The 25,901-nt window shown below is 41.4% G+C and carries 16 protein-coding genes; 12 read left to right on the top strand and 4 right to left on the bottom strand.

The annotated features are described in order from the left end of the window. Positions 1-62: 62 nt before the first annotated feature. The 4 genes from bglX to ACKPCE_RS15055 are packed head-to-tail and all read left to right on the top strand — an operon-like array spanning position 63 to position 5,307. Positions 63-2,354, top strand: coding sequence for a beta-glucosidase BglX (bglX, locus tag ACKPCE_RS15070; protein ID WP_319505789.1), 2,292 nt, complete (start codon positions 63-65; stop codon positions 2,352-2,354). 5 nt (positions 2,355-2,359) lie between these two features. After that, positions 2,360-3,220 carry an endonuclease/exonuclease/phosphatase family protein gene (locus tag ACKPCE_RS15065; protein ID WP_319505788.1) on the top strand — a complete coding sequence of 287 codons (861 nt, stop codon included), beginning with the start codon at positions 2,360-2,362 and terminating at the stop codon, positions 3,218-3,220. Then, the gene (locus tag ACKPCE_RS15060) at positions 3,220-4,554 is read left to right on the top strand and encodes a glucoamylase family protein (RefSeq protein WP_319505787.1); all 1,335 of its coding nucleotides are present in this window, start codon (positions 3,220-3,222) and stop codon (positions 4,552-4,554) included. Before ACKPCE_RS15065 ends, ACKPCE_RS15060 begins: the two co-directional genes overlap by 1 nt. Before the next feature lie 12 nt (positions 4,555-4,566). Then, positions 4,567-5,307, top strand: coding sequence for an SGNH/GDSL hydrolase family protein (locus ACKPCE_RS15055; RefSeq protein WP_319505786.1), 741 nt, complete (start codon positions 4,567-4,569; stop codon positions 5,305-5,307). Between the two features lie 67 nt (positions 5,308-5,374). Here ACKPCE_RS15055 and ACKPCE_RS15050 read toward each other — a convergent pair whose 3' ends face one another. From ACKPCE_RS15050 to ACKPCE_RS15035, 4 genes are read right to left on the bottom strand one after another with little or no spacing between them, the layout of a single operon-like run. Then, entirely contained in the window at positions 5,375-6,391 is a 1,017-nt protein-coding gene (locus ACKPCE_RS15050; protein WP_319505785.1) for a zinc-binding alcohol dehydrogenase family protein, read from the bottom strand. 22 nt (positions 6,392-6,413) lie between these two features. Further along, positions 6,414-7,670 carry an L-fucose:H+ symporter permease gene (fucP, locus tag ACKPCE_RS15045; RefSeq protein WP_319505784.1) on the bottom strand — a complete coding sequence of 419 codons (1,257 nt, stop codon included), beginning with the start codon at positions 7,668-7,670 and terminating at the stop codon, positions 6,414-6,416. Positions 7,671-7,684: 14 nt separating this feature from the next. Further along, a complete protein-coding gene (locus ACKPCE_RS15040) occupies positions 7,685-8,608 on the bottom strand; it encodes an amidohydrolase family protein (RefSeq protein ID WP_319505783.1) in 924 nt (307 codons plus the stop codon). An 11-nt stretch (positions 8,609-8,619) separates the two neighbouring features. Further along, positions 8,620-9,552 carry an aldo/keto reductase gene (locus ACKPCE_RS15035; protein ID WP_319505782.1) on the bottom strand — a complete coding sequence of 311 codons (933 nt, stop codon included), beginning with the start codon at positions 9,550-9,552 and terminating at the stop codon, positions 8,620-8,622. Positions 9,553-9,729: 177 nt separating this feature from the next. Here ACKPCE_RS15035 and ACKPCE_RS15030 point away from each other — a divergent pair, with 177 nt between their 5' ends. The 8 genes from ACKPCE_RS15030 to ACKPCE_RS14995 all read left to right on the top strand — a co-directional run bounded on the left by ACKPCE_RS15030 (position 9,730) and on the right by ACKPCE_RS14995 (position 25,900). After that, positions 9,730-10,764, top strand: a complete 1,035-nt coding sequence (locus ACKPCE_RS15030) for a LacI family DNA-binding transcriptional regulator (RefSeq protein ID WP_319505781.1) — start codon at positions 9,730-9,732, stop codon at positions 10,762-10,764. Between the two features lie 225 nt (positions 10,765-10,989). Further along, the gene (locus tag ACKPCE_RS15025; RefSeq protein ID WP_319505780.1) at positions 10,990-12,726 is read left to right on the top strand and encodes a glycoside hydrolase family 43 protein; all 1,737 of its coding nucleotides are present in this window, start codon (positions 10,990-10,992) and stop codon (positions 12,724-12,726) included. 138 nt (positions 12,727-12,864) lie between these two features. Then, positions 12,865-15,993 carry a SusC/RagA family TonB-linked outer membrane protein gene (locus ACKPCE_RS15020; protein ID WP_319505779.1) on the top strand — a complete coding sequence of 1,043 codons (3,129 nt, stop codon included), beginning with the start codon at positions 12,865-12,867 and terminating at the stop codon, positions 15,991-15,993. 12 nt (positions 15,994-16,005) lie between these two features. Further along, positions 16,006-17,928, top strand: a complete 1,923-nt coding sequence (locus ACKPCE_RS15015) for a RagB/SusD family nutrient uptake outer membrane protein (protein WP_319505778.1) — start codon at positions 16,006-16,008, stop codon at positions 17,926-17,928. 29 nt (positions 17,929-17,957) lie between these two features. Then, on the top strand, positions 17,958-20,786 hold the full coding sequence (locus ACKPCE_RS15010; protein WP_319505777.1) for a SusC/RagA family TonB-linked outer membrane protein: 2,829 nt from the start codon (positions 17,958-17,960) through the stop codon (positions 20,784-20,786). A 42-nt stretch (positions 20,787-20,828) separates the two neighbouring features. Further along, on the top strand, positions 20,829-22,625 hold the full coding sequence (locus ACKPCE_RS15005) for a RagB/SusD family nutrient uptake outer membrane protein (RefSeq protein ID WP_319505776.1): 1,797 nt from the start codon (positions 20,829-20,831) through the stop codon (positions 22,623-22,625). Between the two features lie 42 nt (positions 22,626-22,667). Further along, entirely contained in the window at positions 22,668-23,690 is a 1,023-nt protein-coding gene (locus tag ACKPCE_RS15000) for a DUF5627 domain-containing protein (protein WP_319505775.1), read from the top strand. A 32-nt stretch (positions 23,691-23,722) separates the two neighbouring features. Next, positions 23,723-25,900: an endo-1,4-beta-xylanase gene (locus tag ACKPCE_RS14995; RefSeq protein WP_319505774.1), complete on the top strand. Its 2,178-nt coding sequence runs from the start codon at positions 23,723-23,725 to the stop codon at positions 25,898-25,900. Position 25,901 lies beyond the last annotated feature (1 nt).

Genomic DNA, 25,901 nt, shown 5'->3' with positions numbered 1-25,901 from the left:
AGGGGGTGTTTAGGCATAACCTTCTTAGACTCTTTTGTTTCAATTGGTAAAATTAGTCACTTATGAATAGTTGGTATTATAGAAAATATATAGTTTCTCTTGTTTTGCTGGTTTCTGTTTCTGCTTTTGCGCAGCAATCTTCTGCGGAGATGAATCGTTTTATCGATGCTTTGATGAAGAAAATGACTATTGAGGAGAAAATTGGGCAGCTTAATTTACCTGTAAGCGGAGAAATTACTACGGGACAGGCTAAAAGCAGCAATGTGGCCGAGAAGATTCGTCAGGGAAAAGTAGGAGGATTGTTTAATCTGAAGGGAGTTGCCAAAATTAAAGAGGTTCAGAAACTAGCAGTGGAAGAGAGTAGGCTGAAGATTCCTTTGATTTTTGGAATGGATGTGATTCACGGATACGAAACGGTTTTTCCTATTCCATTGGGCTTGTCGTGTACATGGGATATGGAGGCTATTGAGAAGTCGGCACGCATCTCTGCTGTTGAGGCTAGTGCAGATGGTATTTGTTGGACGTTTGGTCCGATGCTCGATATTTGCCGCGATCCTCGTTGGGGAAGAGCTTCTGAGGGCTGTGGAGAAGATCCGTTCTTAGGGGCTGAAATTGCCAAAGCGATGGTGCGGGGGTATCAGGGTAAGGATCTGAAAGCTGCCAATGAGATCATGGCTTGCGTGAAGCATTTTGCTTTGTATGGTGCCAGTGAAGCCGGACGGGATTATAACACGGTGGATATGAGTCGCATTCGTATGATGAATGAGTATATGCCGCCTTATAAAGCGGCAATAGATGCGGGAGCGGGTAGTGTTATGGCTTCTTTCAATGAAATAGATGGTGTACCGGCCACTGCCAATAAATGGCTACTGACTGATTTACTTCGTGATCAGTGGGGCTTTAATGGTTTTGTGGTAACAGATTTTACCGGAATAGCCGAAATGGTGCATCATGGCATTGGTGATCTGAAAACGGTATCTGCCAGAGCTGTTAATGCCGGTGTGGATATGGATATGGTAAGTGCGGGTTTTGAAGACACGCTGAAGAAGTCGGTTGAAGAGGGAGTGGTAAGCATGGATGTGCTGAACCAAGCTTGTCGACGCATTTTGGAGGCGAAGTATAAATTGGGACTGTTTGCTAATCCTTATAAGTATTGTGACTTGAAACGTCCGCAGAAAGAAATATATACTGATAGTCATCGGTCTGATGCTCGTAAAATTGCTTCGGAGAGTTTCGTTTTATTGAAGAATGATCATGATTTGCTGCCTTTGAAGAAACAGGGTACTGTGGCGGTTGTGGGACCGCTAGCTGAGGCCGGTGAAAATATGGTGGGAACATGGAGCGTAGCAGCCGTATTGGATCGTACTCCTTCTTTGGTTAAGGGGCTTCGTGAAGTTGTGGGTAATAAGATGAATGTTGTATATGCCAAAGGTAGTAACTTGGTTAGTGATGCTGATTATGAAACTCGTGCTACCATGTTTGGACGGAGTTTACACCGTGACGGACGTACGGAGAAGGAACTGTTGGCCGAGGCTTTGAAGGTCTCTGCTACTGCCGACGTGATTGTGGCTGCTTTGGGTGAATCTTCTGAAATGAGTGGTGAAAGTAGTTCGCGTACCGACTTGGAATTACCCGACGTACAACGCACGTTGTTAATGGAACTGCTTAAAACCGGTAAGCCTGTTGTGGTGGTATTATTTACCGGTAGGCCACTCGTGCTAACTTGGGAGCAGAAAAATGTACCTGCTATATTGAATGTATGGTTTGGCGGCAGCGAATCAGCTTATGCCATCGGTGATGTTTTGTTTGGTGATGTGAATCCCAGCGGAAAGTTGACAATGACTTTTCCGCAGAACGTGGGTCAGATTCCGTTGTATTACAATCACAAGAATACGGGTCGTCCATTACCCGAAGGTGGCTGGTTTGAAAAATTCCGCAGCAATTACCTGGATGTAAGTAATGACCCTTTGTATCCTTTCGGCTACGGGCTGAGCTATACTGATTTTAAATACAGTGATGTAGAATTGAGCAGTAAGATTCTTACTATGAATGGGGAACTTACGGCAACAGTAACCGTTACCAATACCGGTATGCGAGATGGAGCGGAAGTTATACAACTCTATATTCGTGATTTAGTAGGCAGTGTTACGCGTCCGGTTAAAGAGCTGAAAGGATTCCGGAAGATTTTCCTGAAAGCGGGTGAGTCAACCAAGGTTTCATTCACCATTACTCCTGAATTATTGAAGTTTTATGATTACGATCTTAACTATGTGTGCGAATCGGGCGACTTTAACGTGATGATAGGAGGGAATAGTCGGGATGTAAAAGGAACCAGTTTTACGCTGAAAATGTAATTACGATGAGAAAATATAAATTTAGTCTGACTTGGATCCTTCTTTTTTTGCTTACCACTTCGTGTGGTATGCAAAAAAAGAGTCTGGTTGCTGATGTGATGACTTTCAATATTCGTCTGGATGTTCTTTCAGACAGCTTAAACAGTTGGCAACATCGCAAAGATAATGTGGCCGGAATGATTCGTTATTATGAACCGGATATTATAGGTATGCAGGAAGTTTTGCATAGCCAACTGGTTGATTTGACAGAACGATTGTCCCGGTATACAGCTGTTGGAGTGGGAAGAGCAGACGGTAAGATGGCTGGTGAGTATTGTTCTTTGTTTTTTAAAACGGATCATTTCGAGCTGCTAAAAGAAGGTAACTTTAGTTTAAGTGAAACTCCGTTGAAATTTGGGGTGAAAGGATGGGATGCTGCTTACGAACGTATGGCCACTTGGGCGGTTTTGAAAGACAAAGCAACCGGACAGAAGTTTATTTGTGTCAATACACATTTGGATAACGAAGGTAAATTGGCCCGTAAAGAGGGATTGAAATTAGTATTAGTAAAAGCAAAAGAACTGGGTGACGGATTGCCGGTTATTGTCATGGGTGATTTCAATGATACTGCTGAATCAGAGTCCATACGAATCATGGATCATAGTGGAATGAAGAATACCCGAGGAGCTGCTGCGGTGGTGTATGGTCCGTCGTGGAGTTTTCATGATTTCGGCCGCTTGAATATGGCTGAAAGACCTTTGATTGACCACATTTACGTGAGTACCCCGATTGAGGTTAATAAATACCGTGTAGTGAATGATACTCCTGAATACGGGTACTTATCAGATCACAATCCGGTTCTTGTGAATATAACAATAAAGAAATAATGAAACAGATACGATGGATGTTTTTGCTTTTATTTTGTAGCTATTTTCTGTTTGGAAATTGTGCAAATAAAACGGAAGTAACAGGAAAAAGACTGTGTGATACTGATTTGTTGGACACGATTCAGTATTATACGTTCAATTATTTTTGGGATGGAGCTGAAGAGATGAGTGGCATGGCACGTGAACGCTACAACGAGAATGGCATCTACCCCGAGAATGATAAGCATATTGTGACTACCGGAGGAACGGGGTTTGGCTTAATGGCTGTTTTATCGGGTATAAAACGAGGATATATTACGGATGAACAGGGTCTTGCTCGCTTTGAAAAGATTGTTTCTTTTCTGGAAAAGGCCGACCGTTTTCATGGCGTTTATCCGCATTGGTTGAATGGAGAAACAGGTAAAGTAAAGCCATTCAGTCTCAAGGATGATGGTGGCGACTTGGTGGAAACAGCTTTCTTGATGCAAGGATTGCTGGCTGTTCATCAATTCTATGTGGATGGTTCCGCTAAAGAACGAGAAATAGCTGCCCGTATTGATAAGCTTTGGAAAGAGGTGGAGTGGGATTGGTATTGCAATAACCAACCTGTATTGTTTTGGCATTGGAGTCCGAACTGCGGATGGGAGATGAATTTCCCGGTTCGAGGTTTTAATGAATGTCTTATCATGTACGTACTTGCAGCAGCTTCTCCTACTCATGGCGTTTCGGAAGAGGTATATCATCAGGGATGGGCAGAGAATGGTGCCATTGTTTCTCCCCACAAAACCGAAGGATTGTCGTTGAATCTTCGCTATCAAGGTACAGCCGCCGGACCATTATTTTGGGCGCATTATTCATTTTTGGGACTTAATCCGAATGGACTAAAAGATAGGTATGCTGATTATTTCGAGGAAATGAAAAACTATACGCTGATAAATAGGGCTTATTGTATTCGAAATCCGAAAGGGTATAAAGGTTACGGTGCTAATTGCTGGGGGTTAACTGCTAGTTATAGCGTGAATGGTTACTCCGGTCATGCTCCTAACGAGAATAGCGATTTAGGAGTTATTGCACCAACGGCTGCTCTTTCATCCATAGTATACACGCCTAAAGAATCGATGGAAGTGATGCGTCATTTGTATGATATGCGTAGCAAACTTTTTGGTAAATATGGATTTTATGATGCATTCAGTGAAACAGCTGGGTGGTTTCCCAAGTCTTATTTGGCTATTGATCAGGGTCCGATAGCTGTTATGATTGAGAATTACCGTTCGGGATTTCTTTGGGATCTTTTTATGAGTCACCCCGATGTGAAGAACGGACTAAATAAATTAGATTTTAATGTAGTTAAATAAGTCAATAGGAAAATGAGACAATATTTTGGAGTTCTGTTTCTTACTATTCTGTCTTTGCCCGTGTTTGCGCAAGCACAGTTACAGCAAGACTCGGTTCGGTTTTGTGAATATATTGCGGTGAAGCATGCCGATGCGGCTGGCTGGGTTACCCGCTATCAAACAGAAATAGATAAATACGTGGATGAGAACAAAAATTTAAAAGACAAATCGTGTGACGTTTTATTTTTGGGAAGCTCTTCCATTAATTTATGGGATAATATTTACCAAGATATGGCTCCCATGAAAATTATACGGCGATCTTACGGCGGCGCTGCTTTACGAGATATGCTTTACAATTATAGTGTGATTGCACGTGGCTATAATCCACACTCTATTGTTTTGTATGTGGAGAATGATATTTGTAACAGTCCCGAAGATATCACAATAGGTCAGACTTTTGATTTCTTCCGTGTTTTTATAAGTAAGATAAAACGGGATTATCCGTTGGTACCTCTTTATGTACTTTCTATAAAACCTTCGTATGCACGCGAGAAAATAGGTCCTAAACAGAAAATGATCAATACGTTGTTGGAAGAATATATCAGTACTCTAAACAATGTGTTCTATGTGGATGTAGCTTCATGCATGTATGATGAAAAGGGAGTACTTCGAAAAGATATCTTTAAAAAAGATAATCTGCACATGAACCAGACCGGATATGATCTTTGGACAGCACGTTTGAAACCGTTACTGTTACAACATAAGAAGTCTTAAATTAAAGTTGTTATATAAGCCATTCATCCCTTACATACGAGGATGAATGGCTTCATTTTTTTTCTATTTATAATTCCACAAGAATTCTGAAAACTTTGCCCGGATTAGCGACCCATTCTTCCATTGCCTGAAGCGTGTCTTCGGGTTTTACAATTTTTGTAATTAGCTCATCTACAGGGCAATTGCCGGTGTTCATGTAATTGATAACTGCTCTGAAGTCTGCCGGTAAAGCATTTCTTGATCCACGAATATCTAGCTCTTTCTGTACGAAATACTTGGTTTGGAAAGCCACTTCGTTCTTGGCATAACCAATGCATACCACTCTACCGGTAAAGCCTACCTCGTCAACAGCCATTACGTATGTTGCCGGACTTCCCACTGCTTCGATGACTACATCGGCCCCAAAGCCTTCAGTAATTTCTTGCATACGTTGGTGTACATTTTCTGTTTTTGAATTAACAGCATAGGATGCACCCATGCGTTTAGCCAAATCGAGCTTTTCATCATCTAGATCTACTGCAATGACTGTGGCTCCTCTAAGTGCAGCACGTACAATGGCGCCGATACCAATCATTCCACAACCTATTACCATAACATATTCATTGTCGGTTACCTGACCGCGGGCCACTGCATGAAAGCCTACGCTCATTGGTTCAATTAATGCGCAATCACGTGAAGAGATGTTTCCTGCCGGGATAATCTTTGTCCATGGCAATACGGCATATTCGCACATCACACCGTTGCGCTGAACACCCAACGTTTCGTTATGCTCGCAGGCGTTAACACGTCCGTTTCTGCAAGAAGCACATTTACCACAGTTGGTGTAAGGATTCAATGTTACATTCATTCCTTTCTCAAATCCGCTGGGTACTTCCGAACCTATTTCTTCAATTACAGCACCAACTTCGTGTCCGGGAATAACCGGTAGCTTTACCATGGGATTTCGACCTAAAAATGTGTTCAGGTCAGAACCACAAAAACCTACATATTTAATTCTTACCAACACCTCACCGGCACCAACAGTCGGCTTTTCCAACTCAACCACCTTAATTTCTGAGGGGTTAACAATTTGAACTGCTTTCATTTTATTGTTTATAATAAATTTATTAATCAATAACCTTGTATCCTTTCCAACCATAGAAAGCACAGAAGGCGAAACAAATCATTGGCACAAAATAGGCCATGTAATAGATATCTTCGTAGGCGTGCATGAAATAAGCTGTGAGCTGTGGAAGGCATGCGTTACCAACAATTGCCATGACCAAAAAAGCAGAGCCGCTTTTCGTATGTTCTCCTAATCCTTTCAGTGCAAGAGAGAATTGTGTAGGGTACATGATGGACATGAAAAAAGAGATAGCAAGCATGGCATAGAGTCCTACCATGCCACCCCAAAACATAACAACGCCACATAAAATGATATTCATTAAGGAGTAAATCAACAACATGTCTTGCGGACGGAACTTCACCATTAATCCGGTACCAATCCAACGACCGGAAAGGAAAGCCAGCATGTACAATCCGAAGAATGTGGTTGCAGTATCTTCAGACAATCCGGCATAGGTGCAACAATACACCAAAAATAAACTGTTAATGGCTGTTTGTCCGCCGTTATAGAAAAACTGTGCGATGACCCCCCAACGTAAGTGTGAACGCTTCAACACTCCGAAATCAATGAGTTTTTCTTTCTTTTCCGATGAACTATTTGACTCTTCGTCGCCTATCTTGGGAAGTTTTGAAAAGATGAATATGATTGCAATAACGATGAGCAAAATAGCCAAAAGCAGATAAGGCATCTTCATGGCATCTGTCTCAACTTGCAGATATGCTTCCCACCCGCCTGGATAATCCGCCGGAATGGAATCTCGGGTGTAGTGGCTACCGCTTAAAACTAATTTGCTCAGGAACATGGCCGAAATGAAGGCTCCAAGTCCATTGAATGACTGTGCTAGGTTTAGTCTTCTGGGAGCGGTTTCTGCTGATCCCAGTACCGTAACGTAAGGATTGGCTGCTGTTTCTAGGAAGCACATCCCGGTTGCTATGACGAAAAAGATACAGAGGTAAGCCCAATATTCTTTTACTATGGCTGCGGGGAAGAAAAGTAATCCTCCAACAGCAGCCAATATGAGGCCAAAGATAATTCCCGCTTTGTAACTATAGCGTTTCATGAACATAGCTATAGGGATGGGGAAAATAAAATAAGCTAACCAGTAAGCCGTTTCTGTAAACGATGCTTCAAAGGTATTTAGTTCGCACGTTTTCATGAGTTGCCTGATCATGGTTGGGAGCAGGTTGCTGCTGATGGCCCACAGGAAGAAAAGGCAGAAAATAAGTGATAACGGTAAAGTGTATGTATTCTTTTTCATGGTGCAGATTTGTTTTATTCAGACATATTTTTGATATAGGGTAATGTGGGCAGAACGCCGAATCCATAGAACTTTTTGGCATTTTCGCCTAAAAAGAGATGTTTCTCGTTCTCCGTCAGTTCTGATGATTTCACAAGGAAGTCATAAGACATCTTATAGGTTATAGCCGTGATGGTACGTGGATAATCAGAGCCCCACATCAGTTTTTCCATTCCTACTAAGTCGGCTGCTTCACGAATGGCTTTCACCGCTCCTTTAAAGGGATAGAATTCATCATTGAACAACCAGGTAATACCTCCTGATTCAACCATAACGTTAGGATGGCGAGCCAAGAGTATTTGCTCTTTCCAATCGGGACGCGTTACCATACCGAAATGGCCGATAGCAATCTTCAGATGAGGGCACTCTTGAATTATCTCCTCCATCTCGGGCACTTGCTCTGCACCATCAGCTAAGTCGATAGAGAGTATAATGTTGTGCTCTTCCATCAAATGAAAAAGTTGCATCATTTCTTCGCAGTTTAGCATCACTCTTCCATCTTTCAGAATAAGACGTTGAGCCGGGATTTTAATGGCTTTAAAACCTTTGGATATAAGTTCTTTAGCCTGGTTTAAAAAACCGGGTTTACGAAATTCGCACATGCCGCATACAAGAAAGCGGTCCGGATAACGGCTTGCTACTTCGCTGAGGTAGTCGTTCTGTATTCCGTCAATATATTCTTGCGTGATAACAGCCGCAGAAACTTGTGCGTAATCCATATTCGACAAGAATACTTCGGCCGTATTTTTTCCGTCAATCATAAACGGAGGTAACATTTGGCGTACTTCGTTCAAGAAAAAGGAACGTCCGTTTTCAAGAGTACGCACCGATAGTCCGTCAACTACTGTGTCTTGCCGGAGCCACAAGTGTGCATGTGCATCAATGATTGTGTATTCCATACAACAGTCTATTATGAATTAGCCCAGCTAACTCGTTGCTGATCACCAATGATTTCGCGTACCTCATTTACCAGTTCATTGTCCATCTCTTCCTCAATCCAGGCAACATTCTTTTTTACGTTTTCCGGATTGGCTGTACTGAACAGTGTGGTGGTAACTCGCGGATTGTTAACAGAGAACTGCATCGCAAGCTTTTCTATGGGGTAGTTTTTCGCCTTACAATGTTCCATGGCTCTTTTGCATGCTTCAATTAAGGATACAGGAGCCGGATGCCAAGTGGGCACGCCTCGTTCGGATAGCATACCCATAGAGAGAGGAGAAGCATTGATTATCCCGATTTCCTTTGATTCAAAATAGTCAAGAAAGTCTGCTAGCTTATCATCGCACAAGCAATAGTGGCAGAAATTGAGTACAGACTCCACTGTTCCACTTGGAACATGATCAATTACCCATTTCAGGTTTTCAAGCTGTAGATCTGTTATTCCCACGTGTTTTACAATGCCTTGTTCGCGTAGCTCAACGAGTGCCGGTAATGTTTCGTTTACTATTTGGTTTAGATCAGCAAATTCAATATCGTGCACATTGATTAAATCAATGTAGTCAATATTCAAACGATCCATGCTCTCATACACGCTTTCTTTAGCACGTTTTGCCGAGTAATCCCAAGTGTTAACACCATCCTTACCATAACGTCCTACTTTAGTAGAAACGTAATAACTGTTACGAGGTATTTCTTTCAGCGCTTTTCCTAAAACTGTTTCGGCCTTGTAATGTCCGTAGTAAGGAGAAACATCAATGAAGTTCATACCCGTTTCAATGGCGGTAAATACGCTTTGTATTGCCTCTTTTTCTTTAATGTCGTGGAATACTCCCCCTAGTGAAGAAGCTCCGAAACTAAGAGATGAAACTTTCATCCCGGTTTTGCCGATCTCACGGTATTGCATATTTAAAGTATTTATGGGTTTCTAATTAAGGCAAATGTATGAAGTAAACCGTTTGAGGCTCATGTAAGCAGGTTAAAAAGTAACGTAATGGTTTACGTAAAAAAAATAACGTAATATGCTTTCCGAAATATAAATGGAAATGTTTTCTTTGCATAGAATATAGAAATGATGCCGAATATGAAAAGTCAGAAACATACGTCACTCAAAGATATAGCTCAGGCATTGGGTGTATCTGTTCCTACTGTGTCGAGAGCTTTGAAGGACAGTCCTGATATCAGTAGAGCCCTTTGTGAAAAAGCTAAATGGATGGCACGGGAGATGAATTATCGCCCAAATCCTTTTGCACTAAGTCTTCGGAAAAATGCACCACGTATTATTGGGGTTGTGGTTCCTGATATTGTTACGCATTTTTTTGCTTCTATATTGAACGGGATCGAAAATATGGCAGTTAAGAATGGTTATTTTGTAATTATCACCACGTCGCATGAGTCATACGAACATGAAAAAAGAAATGTAGAGAACTTGGTGAATATGAGAGTAGAGGGTATTATTGCATGTTTATCTCAGGAAACAACGGATTATAGCCACTTTGCCGAGCTGAAAGATATTAATATGCCTCTTATTATGTTCGATCGTGTTTGTTTGACGGATCAATTCTCTTCAGTAGTTGCCGATGGAGAACATTCTGCACAAATGGCAACTCAGCATTTACTTGATAACGGTTGCAAGCGTGTGGCGTTTATAGGAGGAGCCAATCATCTCGACATTGTTAAAAGAAGAAAGCATGGTTATTTGGAGGCATTGCGGAATAACAAGATGCCGATTGAAAAAGAACTGGTCGTTTGTCGGAAGATCGATTATGAAGAAGGGAAGATTGCTGCTGAAACTCTTTTAGCATTGCCAAATCCTCCCGATGCGATTCTGGCCATGAATGATACATTGGCTTTTGCGGCAATTGAAGTAATTAAAAGCCACGGTCTTCGTATCCCCAATGATGTAGCATTGATTGGCTATACAGATGAGCAACATGCCAACTACATCGAACCCAAGCTTTCTGCCGTTTCGCATCAGACTTATGAAATGGGTGAAACTGCTTGTCTTTTGTTGATTGATCAGATAAAAGGCGATAAAGCCATTCGGCAAGTTATGATTCCTACGCATTTACAGATAAGAGAAAGCAGCATAAAGAATAAGCTAGATTTCAATAAATAAAACAGGAATGGACTAAATAATTGATTAACAGAGTTTTAACTATAGTTACGTAACATGTACTAATGATAATGTAACATAAAAAATCATTCTGTAACACCTCTTTAAATTCGTGTATCATCCTTTTTGAATCTCTTAAAAAAGGTATTATACTTTTGTGCTTCGAATGTGTGGTCCTTGCGGACTGCACAAAAATTAAGGTCACTAATAAGCCATATTCGAAGTACTATGAAGAATAAACAATCTCTGAAATTAAGGTCGGCTGTGCTGTTGTCAGCATGTGTATTTGGTTTTTACACGGTATCATGCAGTTCTTTGCATAAGGACAAAGGTTTGCCGGTAATAGGCAAGTCGGTAGCACTCTTCGATCATTTCAATTACAAAGGAGAAGATGATTTTTATGTTTCTAATCCTTTGCCAAGTGAAGACTCTTTCTATAATCCAATTTTACCGGGTTGGTATTCTGATCCCAGTATTTGTACTAATGGTGAAGGAGATTATTTTCTGGCAACTTCTACGTTTTCCTACTTTCCGGGAGTTCCTCTTTTTCATAGTAAAGATTTAGTGAACTGGAAACAAGTGAGTAACATCTTAAACAGGCCATCACAATTGATGAATATGAAAGGTCAGCATGTGAGTGGTGGCATTTTTGCTCCGGCAATAGAGTATAATCCTCATAATAAGACTTATTACATGATAACAACGAATGTGGGTGCCGGAAACTTTTTTGTGAAAACTCAAGATCCTTTTGGAGATTGGTCAGATCCTATTATGTTACCTGAGGTGACTGGTATTGACCCTTCTTTCTTTTTTGATGATAACGGAAAGGCTTATATTGTTAATAACGATGATGCACCCGATAATAAACCGGAATATAGTGGGCATCGGACCATACGGGTGCAAGAATTTGATGTGCGTACTGATAAAACAGTTGGACCTCGTAAAGTATTGATAAATAAAGGCGCTCGCCCAGCTGATAAACCAATCTGGATTGAGGGACCACATCTTTATAAAATAAACGGGAAATATTTTCTGATGTCTGCCGAAGGAGGAACGAGCAATTGGCATTCAGAAGTCATTTTTAGTGGCGATTCTCCGATGGGCACATTTACTCCGTGGAAAAATAATCCGATACTAACACAGCGACATTTAGATCCTTCTCGTCCTAATCCGGTGACATGTGCCGGTCACGCAGATATAATTCAAACGAAAGAAGGTGACTGGTGGGCAGTGTTCTTGGCATGTCGCCCCATTAATAATAAGTTTGAAAATTTGGGTCGTGAAACTTTTCTGATGCCTGTGAAATGGAGTGATGATGGTTTCCCCTATATGACTCAGGATGACGAATTAGTACCTCTAATAGTAAACCGAAAAGGAGTGAAGCGCGAGAAAGAAGTTACTTTCGGTAATTTTGAACGCAATGATACATTTGATTCTACTGCTCTAAGTATGGATTGGATGACGCTGCGTGCTCCTGCAATTGATTTGTATAATTTGGCTCAAACGCCGGGTTATTTAACTTTGAAATGTGCAAATATAAGTACTACTGAAAAAGATGTGCCTGCATATGTGTGTCGACGGATACAACACCATAAATTTGAATGTGATACGCGTATGCTCTTCAATCCTTTTGATGATAAAGAAAAAGCAGGTCTACTATTATTTAAAGATGAGTCACATCAATATTTTCTCTGTATTGAGAAAGTGGGCGGTACTAAGCATATCTCTCTCAAATGGATTGGTGAATCCGAGAATAAAACATTGTATAGCCATAAAATAGATGATGAAATAACTGCAATAGACTTGAAAGTGATTTCAAGAGGTACCCATTTTGACTTTTATTACTCATCGGACCAAATCGATTGGAAATTATTATGTAAGAATATTGATGCCACGTATCTGTCAACTGCCACAGCAGGAGGATTTACCGGCACTACTATTGGCTTATATGCTACTTGTAAATAATTAAAATCATGTATTTTTTAATCTAAAAAAAAATGTACGCTTATGGAGGAAATGAATGATGGTAGTTAAATTATCTCTAGTTAATCTTTTAAAACAGTTATTGAATCTTCACTAATAGTAAACTTAAACTAATAGTAAATGAAAAATGTAGTAAAACAAATTCGAAAAATTCCCTTACTTGTTTTGTGCATGCTGTTGTACAGTTTGGCCATAACAGCGCAAACTGAAGTCATAGCAAAAGGAGTAGTCGTTGATGAAAACAACGAACCAATTATTGGAGCAAATATTGCGGTGAAAGGAAATAAATCAGTAGGTACCATAGCGGATCTAGATGGTAATTTCCAATTAAAAGTGCCCAGCTCAAATTCAATTTTAGTAGTTTCATTCATTGGTATGACAACTAAAGAAGTTAAAGTTGGGACTGCTAAATCCATTAAAATTGTTCTGCAAGCTGATAATGTACAGTTGCAAGAAGTAGTAGTAGTAGGTTTTGGCCAGCAGAAGAAGGCGTCAGTGGTGGGTGCCATTGCGCAGACTAATGCGAAGGCATTGGAACGTACAGGTGGTGTAACAAGTTTAGGTCAGGCCTTGACCGGTAATTTACCGGGAGTAGTAACTATGACTACCACTGGTAAACCGGGTGATGAAGATCCGAAAATCACAATTCGTGGCGTCACGTCTTGGAATAGCAGTGATCCGTTAGTTCTTGTTGATGGTGTAGAACGCCCTATGAGTAATGTTGATATTAACTCGGTGGCTTCTATATCCGTCTTAAAGGATGCCTCTGCAACAGCCGTATTTGGTGTACGTGGTGCTAATGGTGTAATCTTGATTACCACTAAGCGAGGTGAAGAGGGTAAGGCTGTTATCAATATCAATGCTAGTACAACATTGAAGACCTACTCTAAATTACCTGACATGATGGATTCTTATGATGCACTTGCACTTCGTAATCAGTCTATAGAGAGTGAGTTGGCTTATCATCCTACTTCATGGAGTTACTACTTATCACAAGATAGATTAAATAAATATCGTTATCCGGCTAATCAAGCTGAGGCAGAACGTTATCCAAACATGGATTGGGTGGACTATCTGCTGAAAGATGTGGCTACATCGTACAATGCCAACGTAAACATTAGTGGTGGTACGAAGTTTGTGAAATATTTTGCTTCTGCTGATTTTGCTCATGAGGGTGATATATATAAGAAAGTGACTAATACGAAAGGTTATGATCCGGGATTCAGCTACGACCGTATCAATGTACGTAGTAATCTTGACTTCAACTTGACAAAGACTACTAAACTGCATGTCAACCTTTCAGGGTCCCACGCTGTGAAAAAGGCTACACAGGGCCAATACGAAAATTTAGTTTGGAGTGCTTTTTATGGCATTTCGCCCGACTCTTTTGTGCCAGTGTATAGTGATGGAACCTTTGGCTACTACTATCCCAACCCCACGCAAGCTGCTACAAATAGTTATGAAGACCTTAGTGTGAACGGTATTGGCTATACAACTGATGATCGTTTAAACACCGACTTCACCTTAGAGCAAGATCTCGGCTTTTTATTAAAAGGTTTGAATGTACAAGCTAAGTTGGCATTTGACAACGCTTTTCGTGAAACAGACCGTGGTGTAGATGATAGGACGGATTGGGAAGACGAGGCTCATAAGTGGATTGACCCAGAGACAGGTCTGGAATATACAGATATTAAACCAGATGCATTGTATAAGTTCGATTTTAAGAATAATAATGCGTGGAAAACTGGTGCAGGTAGTGTTCAAAACTGGGCTACCTACCGTCGTATGAACTACTCTGCACAATTGAATTACTCCAATAAATTTGGTGATCATACGATAGGTGGTATGGGTAACTTCAGTCGTGAACAATATGCCACGGGTAGCGAACAGCCTCATTATCGTGAAAACTGGGTGTTCCGTGGAACTTATGACTATGCAAGCCGCTATATGGTAGAATACAATGGTGCATACAATGGTTCGGATATTTTTTCCAAGGAAAATCGCTTTGCATTCTTTAGCTCGGGTGCTATAGGATGGATGGTTTCAGAAGAACCTCTTGTAAAAAAACTTGATCTAAAGTGGCTGGATATGTTGAAGTTGCGTGCTTCGTATGGACAGATTGGAGATGATAATGTAAACGGACGTTGGCTTTATATGGAAAATTGGAGTAATGGCGGTAGCTATCGTCAGTCGCTAACGGGAGCTGATCCTGCTAAGAGTCCTTACAGTTGGTGGCAGCAGACCCAGTTAGGCTACAACGATTTGCAATGGGAGGCCGCTACCAAACTTGATATAGCTGCTGATTTTGCCTTCTTTGGCGGGGTGATTTCTGGTTCGTTCGACTACTTTAAGGAGAAACGTTCTGATATTTTAATCACCGGTGATAAACGTGCAGTTCCTTCATACTTTGGTACTTCTGCTCCAGTGATGAACATGGGTAAGGTTGATAGCCAAGGATTTGAGTTTGACATACGCTGGAACAAACAACTAAATAAAGACTGGCGTCTTTGGGGTAATGCCTCTCTGACTCATGCAACCAGCAAAATCAAGGAAGCAGACGATCCTAAATTGAAGCCCGATTATCAAAAGAAAGCTGACAAAGCTATTGATCAGACTTACTCGTATGTGGATCACGGTTACTACAATAGCTGGGATGAACTGTATGGTAGTACGGCTCATGATGAATATGATACAGGTCGTAAACCAGGTAATTACGTCATTCTTGACTACGATGCCGATGGAATCATTTCTATGAATGACAATATTCCTTATGGCTATACTGGCACTCCTCAAAACACCATGAATCTTCAGGTTGGTTTCGACTACAAAGGTTGGAGTTGCTTTGTTCAATTCTATGGTGTGAGTAACGTAAGTCGTTATGTGGGACTTAGCAGTTTGGGAGGTACACGTAATACCGCTTTCTATGAAGGTAGTTATTGGTCGCCAAGCAACTTAAATGCAGATGTTCCTCTGCCTCGTTGGCTGAATCAGACAAGTAAGTACACTAACGGTACCCGTTTTCTCTTTGATGGCTCCTACACTCGTTTGAAGTATGCCGAGCTCTCATACACCTTCTCCGAGGAGAAGTGGCTGAAGGCATCGGGGTTGAGTAGTTTGAAATTGTTCGTTAACGGAAATAACCTCTTCTTATGGACCGACATGCCCGATGACCGTGAGTCGAATACTGGTGGAGCGAGTGCATATCCTACTCAACGTCGTTTCAATTTAGGTTTTAAAATCACTCTTTAATTTGAAAGCAAGATGAAAAATAAGATTATTTATATACTTACCGTATTCTTCTTTTCGGGCTTCACGTTTACTTCGTGTACCGATTACTTGGAAAGAGATTCGGACTCTGTACTTTCCGAAGAAGATGCGTTTAAGAACTTCAACAACTTCCAAGGATTTGTAGAAGTAATGTATAACGTTATTCCGGATATAGCCAAACACAACTGGGTAAGCTCTTTTAACTGGGGAGACGATGAGGTCATAACGACTGGTAATGGTGAGGGTTTGATGGGCTACGCCATTGATGGTGGTAACTATCGTAGCTATATTAAAAAAGGTGATTGTTTCTTGGATCGCGAGTGGTATGTAGACCAAAAACCTGCTGGGTCATCGGGAGCGCGTTTTGATAAGGCTCTATGGGGAGGTGGTTGGTATGCTATCCGCCAGGCCAATATCGGTCTTGAGGCTTTACAGAAAGGTTTATTGAAGGATGCTACACAGGAAGAACGCAATTTTATAGAAGGTCAGCTTTACTTTTTCCGTGCTTGGTTCTACTTCCAGCTTACAACCTATTGGGGTGGTTTACCTTATATAGAAAGTGTTCTTGCACCTGATGCAGAATTTAACTTGCCGCGTGAAAGCTATCAAGAGAACGCTGAAAAAATGGCAGCCGACTTCCAACGTGCTGCTGAATTACTACCCATTGACTGGGACAATACTACAGCGGGTAATCGTACAAAAGGAAACAATGCTCTTCGTCCTAACAAAATTTGGGCACTCTCATATTTAGGTAAGTGCTTGCTCTATGCCGGTAGCCCTTTAATGCAGAATGGTGGTGAAAACGATAATCGTTCATATAATGCTGATTATTGCAAACGTGCAGCCGATGCTTTGGGTAAGGTACTTACTATGGTTGAGGGCGGTCAAACTCAATACGCTTTGGTTAGCTTTGATAAATACAGCACTTTGTTCTACACCAAAGAGCAGAACTGGCTGATGCCGGGTGGTACGGAAGCCATCATGCGTAGCCCTACTTACGGTGCGGATTCTTACTGGCGTCAGATGAACTCTTATCAACTTTCATACATTTGCGATGGCGATGGTATTATCTTATGTCCTGCTGCTAACTATGTAAACTATTTCGGTATGGCAAACGGTTTGCCACTTAATGATTTCAATTCAGGATTTAGTAAGACGCAGCCTTGGAAAGATCGCGATCCACGTTTCTATAATAACTTTATTTACGATGGTGTGAAGATGATTAAGGCTCCATCGGCTGAACGTAAAAGATACCAGTATGCCAATCTTTACGATGGTGGAAACGCTTCCAAGGAACCTAATAAAACAAGCCGTACCGGTTACTTCAATTACAAGTTCATCCCGTTAGGTGCTAATAAGGATGATTCGGATTATGGGTATGGTAAGGCTACACACCTCCATTTATCTTGGTTGCGTTTGGCAGAAGTTTATTTGCTTTATGCTGAAGCTGCTGCTCAAGGTTATGGTTCACCTACCGGTAAATCTACTACTTTCACAAAGAATGCCATAGAAGCAGTCAACGTAATTCGTGAAAGGGCAGGTGTAAGTGGTGTGGCCGACAGTTACACTGGTGATTTGGAAAAGTTTATGGGTGAGGTTCGTCGTGAGCGTGCTGTTGAGCTGGCCTACGAAGGACATCGTTTCAACGACTTGCGTCGATGGAAATTATTGACCGTGTATCCTTATAATATTAAGACCATGCAGAAGTTTGATCGTGATCCTATAGCAGATTGGGATGAAAAGACTCAAAAAGATAACAACTTTGATCCCGATGCTGATCCCAAAGAACGCAAGGTTGTTAACTTCCGTGAAGAGATAGTGACTCAGCGTAATCTTTCAAGCAAACACTATTGGTTGCCATTCAAGACAGACGATGTAACGATGTATCCGGAGTTTAATCAAAACCCTGGTTGGTAATGGTTTTATTAACGTAAAAACTATAAAAAATGAAACATATATATAAAGGACTTGTATTTTGTGCGGCGTTTGCTTTCGCTAACACACATATTGCCGCCCAAGAGACGCTGGTCGACTTGCTTGAAGCTACCAAAGCCGATTCGCTTCAAAAGGTGCAAGTGGCATTCCGTTCCTTAGACCGAAGCGATTTGCTGGGAGGCGTATCAGTCATTGACATGAAGTCCATATCAGAAAAAGCATATACAAACTATAGTTTGAGCCTTGTTGACAATGTGGTGGGTGGTTTCAATGGCAATATTTGGGGAAATAGCGAATACCTCGTTATGGTAGACGGTATGGTGCGTGATGCAAACAATGTACTTCCCCATGAAATAGATCAGATAACTCTCTTAAAAGGCGCCTCGGCCGTAGTGCTTTATGGTCCGCGTGCTGCTAAAGGGGTTATCAGTATAACTACCAAACGTGGTAAAGTAGGCGATCTCAGAATCAATGTTAATGCTAATACAGGTTTTTATACTCCCAAGTCTTATCCCAAATATCTGGGTTCAGCAGAGTATATGAGTCTCTACAACGAAGCTCGTGTAAACGATGGTTTGGCTGCTAATTACTCGCAGGAAGCCATTTATAATCATGCATCCGGCTTGAATCCTTATCGCTATCCTGATTTTGACATGTATTCTTCTGATTACCTGAAGAAAGCGTACAACCGTTCTGAAGCGGTAGCCGAAATATCAGGCGGTAACGAAAAAGTAAAGTATTATACTTCTACAGGTTACTATCGTGAGTCATCACTTCTTAAGGTGGGCAATACGGAGGATAATTACAACAGCCGTTTTTTTGTACGTGGAAATGTAGATATGCAGTTGCATAAACTTATTACCGCACAGGCTGATGCTAATGTAACTTTCTATGACTCTTACGCGGCAAGTGTTGACTGGTGGGGTCAAGCTGCTACGTTGCGTCCGCATTTGGTGTCGCCGTTTATCCCTTTGAGCTACATTGAAGATACTGATCAGAATTCATTGAATGCTGTGCTTAATAGTAGTTATATCAAAGATGGTAAATACTTTTTTGGCGGTACGCAGCAGAACCCTACCAATCCGGTAGCCGATGCTTATGCGGCTGGCGATAGTAAGTATGTAAGTCGTCAGTTTCAGTTTAATACACGTTTTGATATTAATCTTTCTCCTTTGCTTAAAGGGCTTTATTTTCGTGCTAAATATGGTATAGACTATGCTTCTACCTACAATCAGGGGTATACCAGCAAATATGCTACTTTTTCACCTGTGTGGGCCAACTACAATGGGAAGGATATCATTGCAAGTATTACACAGTATGGTAAGGATGAAAAGAGTGGTAATGAAAATATTGAAAATTCAGCCTATCGATACACTTACAACGTATCCGGCCAGTTTGATTACCAGCGTACTATTAATGCCGACCATAATGTTTTTGCCATGATTTTAGCTAATGCATGGCAGACACAGCGAAGTGAGCATTATCACCGTACTACCAATGCCAATTTAGGCTTTCAGGCATCCTATAACTATCAACATAGATACTATGCGGACTTTAGTGTTGCAATGCCTTATTCGACCAAGTTGCCAGAAGGCAAGCGCATCGCTTATTCTCCCACTGTTACTTTGGGTTGGAATTTAGCTAAAGAGTCATTTATGGAGAACTCCATCTTTGACGACTTGATGCTTACTGCTTCGGCAGGTATCATTAATCAGGATCTTGATATCACTGCTTCCGATAACGAAGATGGATATTATCTTTATAAGGCAGTTATACAATCGGGTGGTTGGTATAGTTGGGGTGATAACGGAGGTTTGGCTGCCACTGAGTTTCAACGTGGTAACAATCCTGATATGACCTATGTGAAACGTAAAGAGTTGACTGCAGGTTTGCGTGGTTCTATGTTGGATAAGTTGATAAGTTTTGATGTTAACTTTTTCACTAGCAAGATGGATGGTGGATTGGTTCGTACCAATTCGTTGTATCCTAATTACTTTACGCAGACCGGTTATCCGTCATCATCTATAATTCCTTACGTAAACTTTAATGTAGATCAGCGTACGGGATTTGATTTCAGTGTGTATGCTAATAAAAAGGTGGGTGAAGTTGAACTAACTCTTGGAGTAAGCGGTATGTACTATAAGAGTACAGCTAAAAAACGCGATGAGAATGTTGAGTTCGATTACTTATCAGCTGTAGGTCGTGCCTTGAATGGACATTGGGGGTTGCAGAGCGAAGGTTTTTTCCAGAATCAATCTGAAATCGACGCTGCTCCTGATCAGACATTTGGAGATGTGAAGCCAGGCGATATTCGTTATAAGGATCAAAATAATGATAATAAGATTGACGATAATGACCGCGTGTTTTTAGGTCGTTGGGATTCTCCTTTTATGAGTGGCGTCAACCTTACCGCTAAGTGGCGTAATTTTACTCTCTATGCGATGGGTAACCTCTACATGGGTGGCTACGGTATGAAAGACAATTCATATTATTGGGTCAAGGGAGATGGCAAATATTCTGAAGTGGTGCGCAATCGTTGGACACCTGAGACAGCAGCTACTGCTACCTATCCACGGTTGACTACGACTGATGGTGCCAATAATTTCCGTACTTCTGATTTCTGGATGTACAAGAATGACCGCTTTAACCTCACTCAAGTACAACTAACGTACCAGATGCCTGAAAAAGTGTTGGAAGGAACTTTCATCAAAGGTTTGAGCTTTTTTGCCAATGCAAACAATCTGCTTACCATTGCGAAAGAACGAAAAGCTTTGGAACTGAATGTGGGCAGTGCACCTCAAACACGCTTCTACCAACTTGGTTTTAAGGGAACTTTCTAAAAAATGACAAATTTAATAATCAAGATTGAAAAATAAGAAGTTATGAAACTAAAAAATATCATCTTATCAGCAGCCTTATTGGTGACATTCTCTGCTTGCGACGATTTGTTTGAGCCGACAATAGAGAACCATAAAGATGCTGCAGATTTGGAAAACATGCCTTCGTGGGCTGTTGGTTTGCTGGGTCATGCCTATATCAGTAATCCGCTGGGTGAAAATGCTAACTCTTGGAAGTTTACTGATGTAGCTACCGATGATGCCGTATCCAATGATATAGGAAATTCTTATCTGAAGATGGCAACAGGTTCTTGGCGTGCTGATAATAATCCCATGGACAATTGGCAATACTTGCGTGCATCATGGCAATATCTTAATCAGTTTCTGGAAATCTCCGAAAATGTAGAATGGGCTAGAGATCAGGTTGCTTCCGACCTTTTCAAAAAACGTTTCCAAGGTGATGCTTATGGTATGCGTGCCCTCTATATGTATCATCTGTTAATGAGTTGTGCCGGATGGAGTGCTGATGGACAATTATTGGGTATTCCCATCTTGACAGAGTCGGAAAACATAGATTCGGACTTTAATAAACCTCGTAATACGTTTCGTGAATGTCTTGACCAACTGAATCAGGACGTAGAAAAAGCCATTGAAATGCTTCCCGAAGAGTATGGTGATGTAAATGGTGCAAGCAATGTGCCCGCAAAATACACTCAGATGGGAGCTGACCCTAGTCAGTACAATCGTGTGTTTGGTAACCATGCTAAAAATCGAATGAGTGCTCGTGTGGCTCGTGCTATTCGTGCCCAAGCAGCTCTGCTGGCAGCAAGTCCTGCCTATAGCGAAGGCTCTGGAGTTACTTGGGAACAGGCAGCTAATAGCATGGCTGAAGTACTGGCCAATCTTGGTAGCGACCCTATAGCGAATATTGATCCCACAGGTAACAAATGGTACGAGGATGCTAACGGTATTAAGAATCTGGTAGCAGGCTACAATCGTCCCGAATTCCTGTGGCGCAGCAACAAGAATGAAAGTGCTGACCTTGAAAAAGATCAATATCCTCCTTCACTCTTTGGCAAGGGGCGTGTTAATCCTTCGCAGAACTTGGTTGACGCATTTCCATCACTGACCGGTTACCCGATTAGCGACCCGCAGAGTGGATACAATCCGCAAACCCCGTATGCTAATCGTGACCCTCGCTTAGCGCTATATATAATATATAATGGTAGCAAGGCCGGTACGGATAAGAGTGTTATTACGACTGCTTTCGATGGTAGCAATAACGATGCAATGAACAAGTTTGACGGTGCTTCTACACGCACAGGTTACTATTTGCGCAAGTTCTTGGATATGAACGTGAATGCTAATCCTAGCAACACAACCAATGGTTACCATATTAAACCTTGGATTCGTTACACCGAGATTTTTCTTGGTTATGCTGAAGCAGCCAATGAGGCTTGGGGACCACAAGGCAAAGGAAGTAATAGCTATTCGGCTTACGACGTGATTAAAGCTATTCGCAAACGTGCCGGTATCGGCGAAAATGGTGGTGATCCTTATCTGGAATTAGTGAAAGGCGATAAAGACAAGATGCGTGAACTTATTCGCAATGAACGTCGCTTGGAACTTTGCTTCGAAGGTTTCCGTTTCTGGGATTTGCGTCGCTGGAAGGTGGATATCAGCAAGTTGAACGAAACTGTAAAGGGCATGAAGATTACGGGAACTAACCATGAAGTGGTAGATGTAGAAAAACGCGACTACAAGGATTATATGTACTACGGTCCTGTACCTTATAGCGAAATGTTGAAGTTTGATGCTCTCATCCAGAATAAAGGATGGTAACGTGTTAACGAATTTATATAAACTGAATAAATGAAAATAGCAATGAAAAAATCATTCCTGATAATAGCCGCTATGATGGGAGCCCTATTCACTGCGTGTGAAAACGGCGACTGGGAGTTCCCTGATTATAAATATTCTGCGGTTTACTTTGCCTATCAAAGCCCTATACGCACGATCACATTGGGCGAAGATAAGACTGTGGACAACTCATTGGACAACGAACACAAGTGCCAGATTATGGCAACAATAGGCGGTGTATACGAGAACAAGAGCGATGTGGAAATTGGCATTCGCGTAGATAATTCGTTGTGCGATGGTTACACTTTTGAAAGTACAAAAGGTGACGTAGAACCTTTGCCGGCTTCTCACTATACATTGAGTTCCGATAAAATTATCATCAAGAAGGGTCAAGTACTAGGTGGTGTTACTGTTAACCTAACCGATGCATTCTTTAATGACCCCAAATCGACGAGTTTGAATTATGTCATCCCTGTAGTAATGACCAATGTTAAGAACGCAGACTCTATTTTGGTAGGGAAACCTTTAGTTCATGCCCCCAATCGTATAAACGAGGACGATTGGGATGTTAAACCTAAAGACTACGTTCTTTATGCTGTGAAGTACATTAGCAAGTATGATTCACACTACCTGCGACGGGGTATTGATACATATAGTGGTAATAAAACCGGTACGGAGGTTCGCCATGCTGCTTATGTAGAGAAAGACGAAACTATTGCCGGGTTCAGTACAGTAGGGCTGAATAAAGTACAGTGGGCTCGTCCAACGCGTAACACAGCCGGAGAGATTATTGACAGCAAGTTACTGCTGACTTTTGACGAGAGTGGTAACTGTACCATTACTTCCAATTCTCAAGGTGTAGTAGCTAGCGGTAGTGGTAAGTTCGTTGTTAAAGGTGAGAAAAAAAGCTGGGGTAACGAAGACCGTGATGCACTTTATCTGGATTACACCATGGATTATGACGGTATTCATTGTGCTACTAAAGATACCTTAGTCGTACATTATCGTGGTGTGAAAGCTGAATGGTTCACTCCTTTGAAGAAATAATGATCAGGTTTCTTATTAAAAAAAGTATTTATATGAAACATACAAAAAAAATATTAGGAACAATGCTTTTAACAGCTGCTGCTGTTGCTGTCACTTCTTGTGTGGACGACAGCAAGTTGCTGTTTGCTTTTGAGAAGCCTGCCTCTATTGCAGGTATGGAATATCTCAACGAGTATGACGCATTGAAAACTTATGTAAACAGCAGTGCTAATCCCAACTTTAAGTTGGGAATTGCACTGACTGCTGATGACTATATTGCAGGTGGTTTGGTAACACGTCTAGCTAATTCTAACTTCCAGGAAATGACAGCTGGAAACGCTATGAAATATGCTTCGTGCGTGGCAGATGACGGCACGATGAATTTTGGAACCGTAGAGAAATTTGTAGCTGCTGCTAAAGCAGGAGGACTTACCATTTATGGACACACCTTAGCATGGCATGCGCAGCAGAATAATAAGTATTTAAATTCGCTGATTAAAGATAAGGAGTTGCCTCCATCTCAGGGTGTAGGAAACTGTTTACATATTAAAACCTCAGAGGCTAAGGCAAATCCTTGGGATTGGCAAATTTTATACGATTTGGCTTCTCCTCTTCTAGCAGGGAAGACTTATTCATTTTCTATGCGTACAAAAGCCTCAGCAGCCACTACATTTCCACTGTGGATAGAAACTCCCAATGCCGGTAATACGAATTACGGATTACCTCAGATCTCTGTAGGAACTACGTGGAGTGTGATAAGTTTTGAGTTTACATCTAGTAGCGATTGTTCACGCTTGTTGTTTAGCTTTGGAAAATTTGGCGGTGATCTTTACTTTGACGATATAGTGCTTGTTGAGAAAGGTGATAGTCATAACATGTTTAGTAATGGAACTTTCGAAGAGGGTGATCTTCCATCAAACTGGAGCAAACCTGGTTGGCATAGTTATACTTATGGGATTGAACCGTCGCCTGGTGATGCTGCAGCAGAGGTTGAACAAGAAAAAAAGGTCAGAACCTATCAAGATGGTCCGTTCCCGTTTTACGCAATGGGGTGTGAACCTCCTGTTGTAGATGGCTATATACACTTTGTACCTACAGGTAGTTGGTCTCAATTTTTTATTCTTCCTAGTAGCGAAAATACACTTGAAGAAGGAAATTATGTTCTTTATCTAGACATTAAGTCTTCTAAAGATGCTTCTGGTGTACAACTGACTATGCAGAATGGATGGGGAGGAACTGATCAGCAAATAACAGTCACTGTGCCCATCAAAGAGGGTAATCATATAGTTAAATTGAATCTCCCTAATGTTGCGGGTGGTAATTATGATGTTATCTTTAAACCACAGACTACTGATGCTATACTTGATATTAAATCAGTTAAGATATATAAGGTCGTGAAGTTAAATTCCATTCCTCTTACTCCTGCAGAGAAAAAAGATACGCTTACATGGGCAATGAACAACTGGATAAACGGAATGATGAAAGCTACTGGTGGTTATGTCACCGCATGGGATGTCGTGAATGAAGCGATTGCTGGTGGAGGTGATGACGGCGAAGGTTTTTATCCTTTGCAGTCAGCGACTAATGTTAGTGCAGATGATGCTAAGAACAATTTCTACTGGCAAGACTATTTAGGTAGCGAAGACTACGTGCGTATTGCTGTGGCTGCTGCTCGCAAATATTATGCCGAGAATGGTGGCACTAATCCTTTGAGACTCTTTGTCAATGATTACAATTTGGAATCAGATTGGGATGACAACAAAAAGGTCAAGAGTTTGGTACACTGGATTGAGAAATGGGAAGCTGACGGTGTGACGAAAATTGATGGTATCGGAACGCAGATGCACGTGAGCTGTCATGCCAATTCCGAGACACAGAAAGGCAAAGAGGATCATGTGGTGAAGATGTTTGAAATCTTGGCAGAGAGTGGAAAACTCGTGAAGATTACCGAACTTGATATGGGTTATGTTGATGAGGAAGGCAATAGTGTGAAGACTGCGGACATGACCGAAGCACAACATAAGGCGATGTCTGAATACTACAAGTTCATTGTGAAAAAGTACTTCGAGATTATTCCTGCTGCTCAGCAATATGGTATTACTCAGTGGTGTATCACCGATAGTCCTACTGGATCTGGTTGGCGCGGTGGTGAACCGGTAGGTCTCTGGGATGCAAACTACAACCGTAAACATACCTATGCTGGATTTGCAGACGGATTAGCAGGTAGGTAAT

The sequence above is a fragment of the Bacteroides graminisolvens genome, from assembly GCF_963666085.1.
Classification (GTDB): Bacteria; Bacteroidota; Bacteroidia; order Bacteroidales; family Bacteroidaceae; genus Bacteroides; species Bacteroides graminisolvens.
This window is presented reverse-complemented; position numbering and strand designations above follow the sequence as displayed.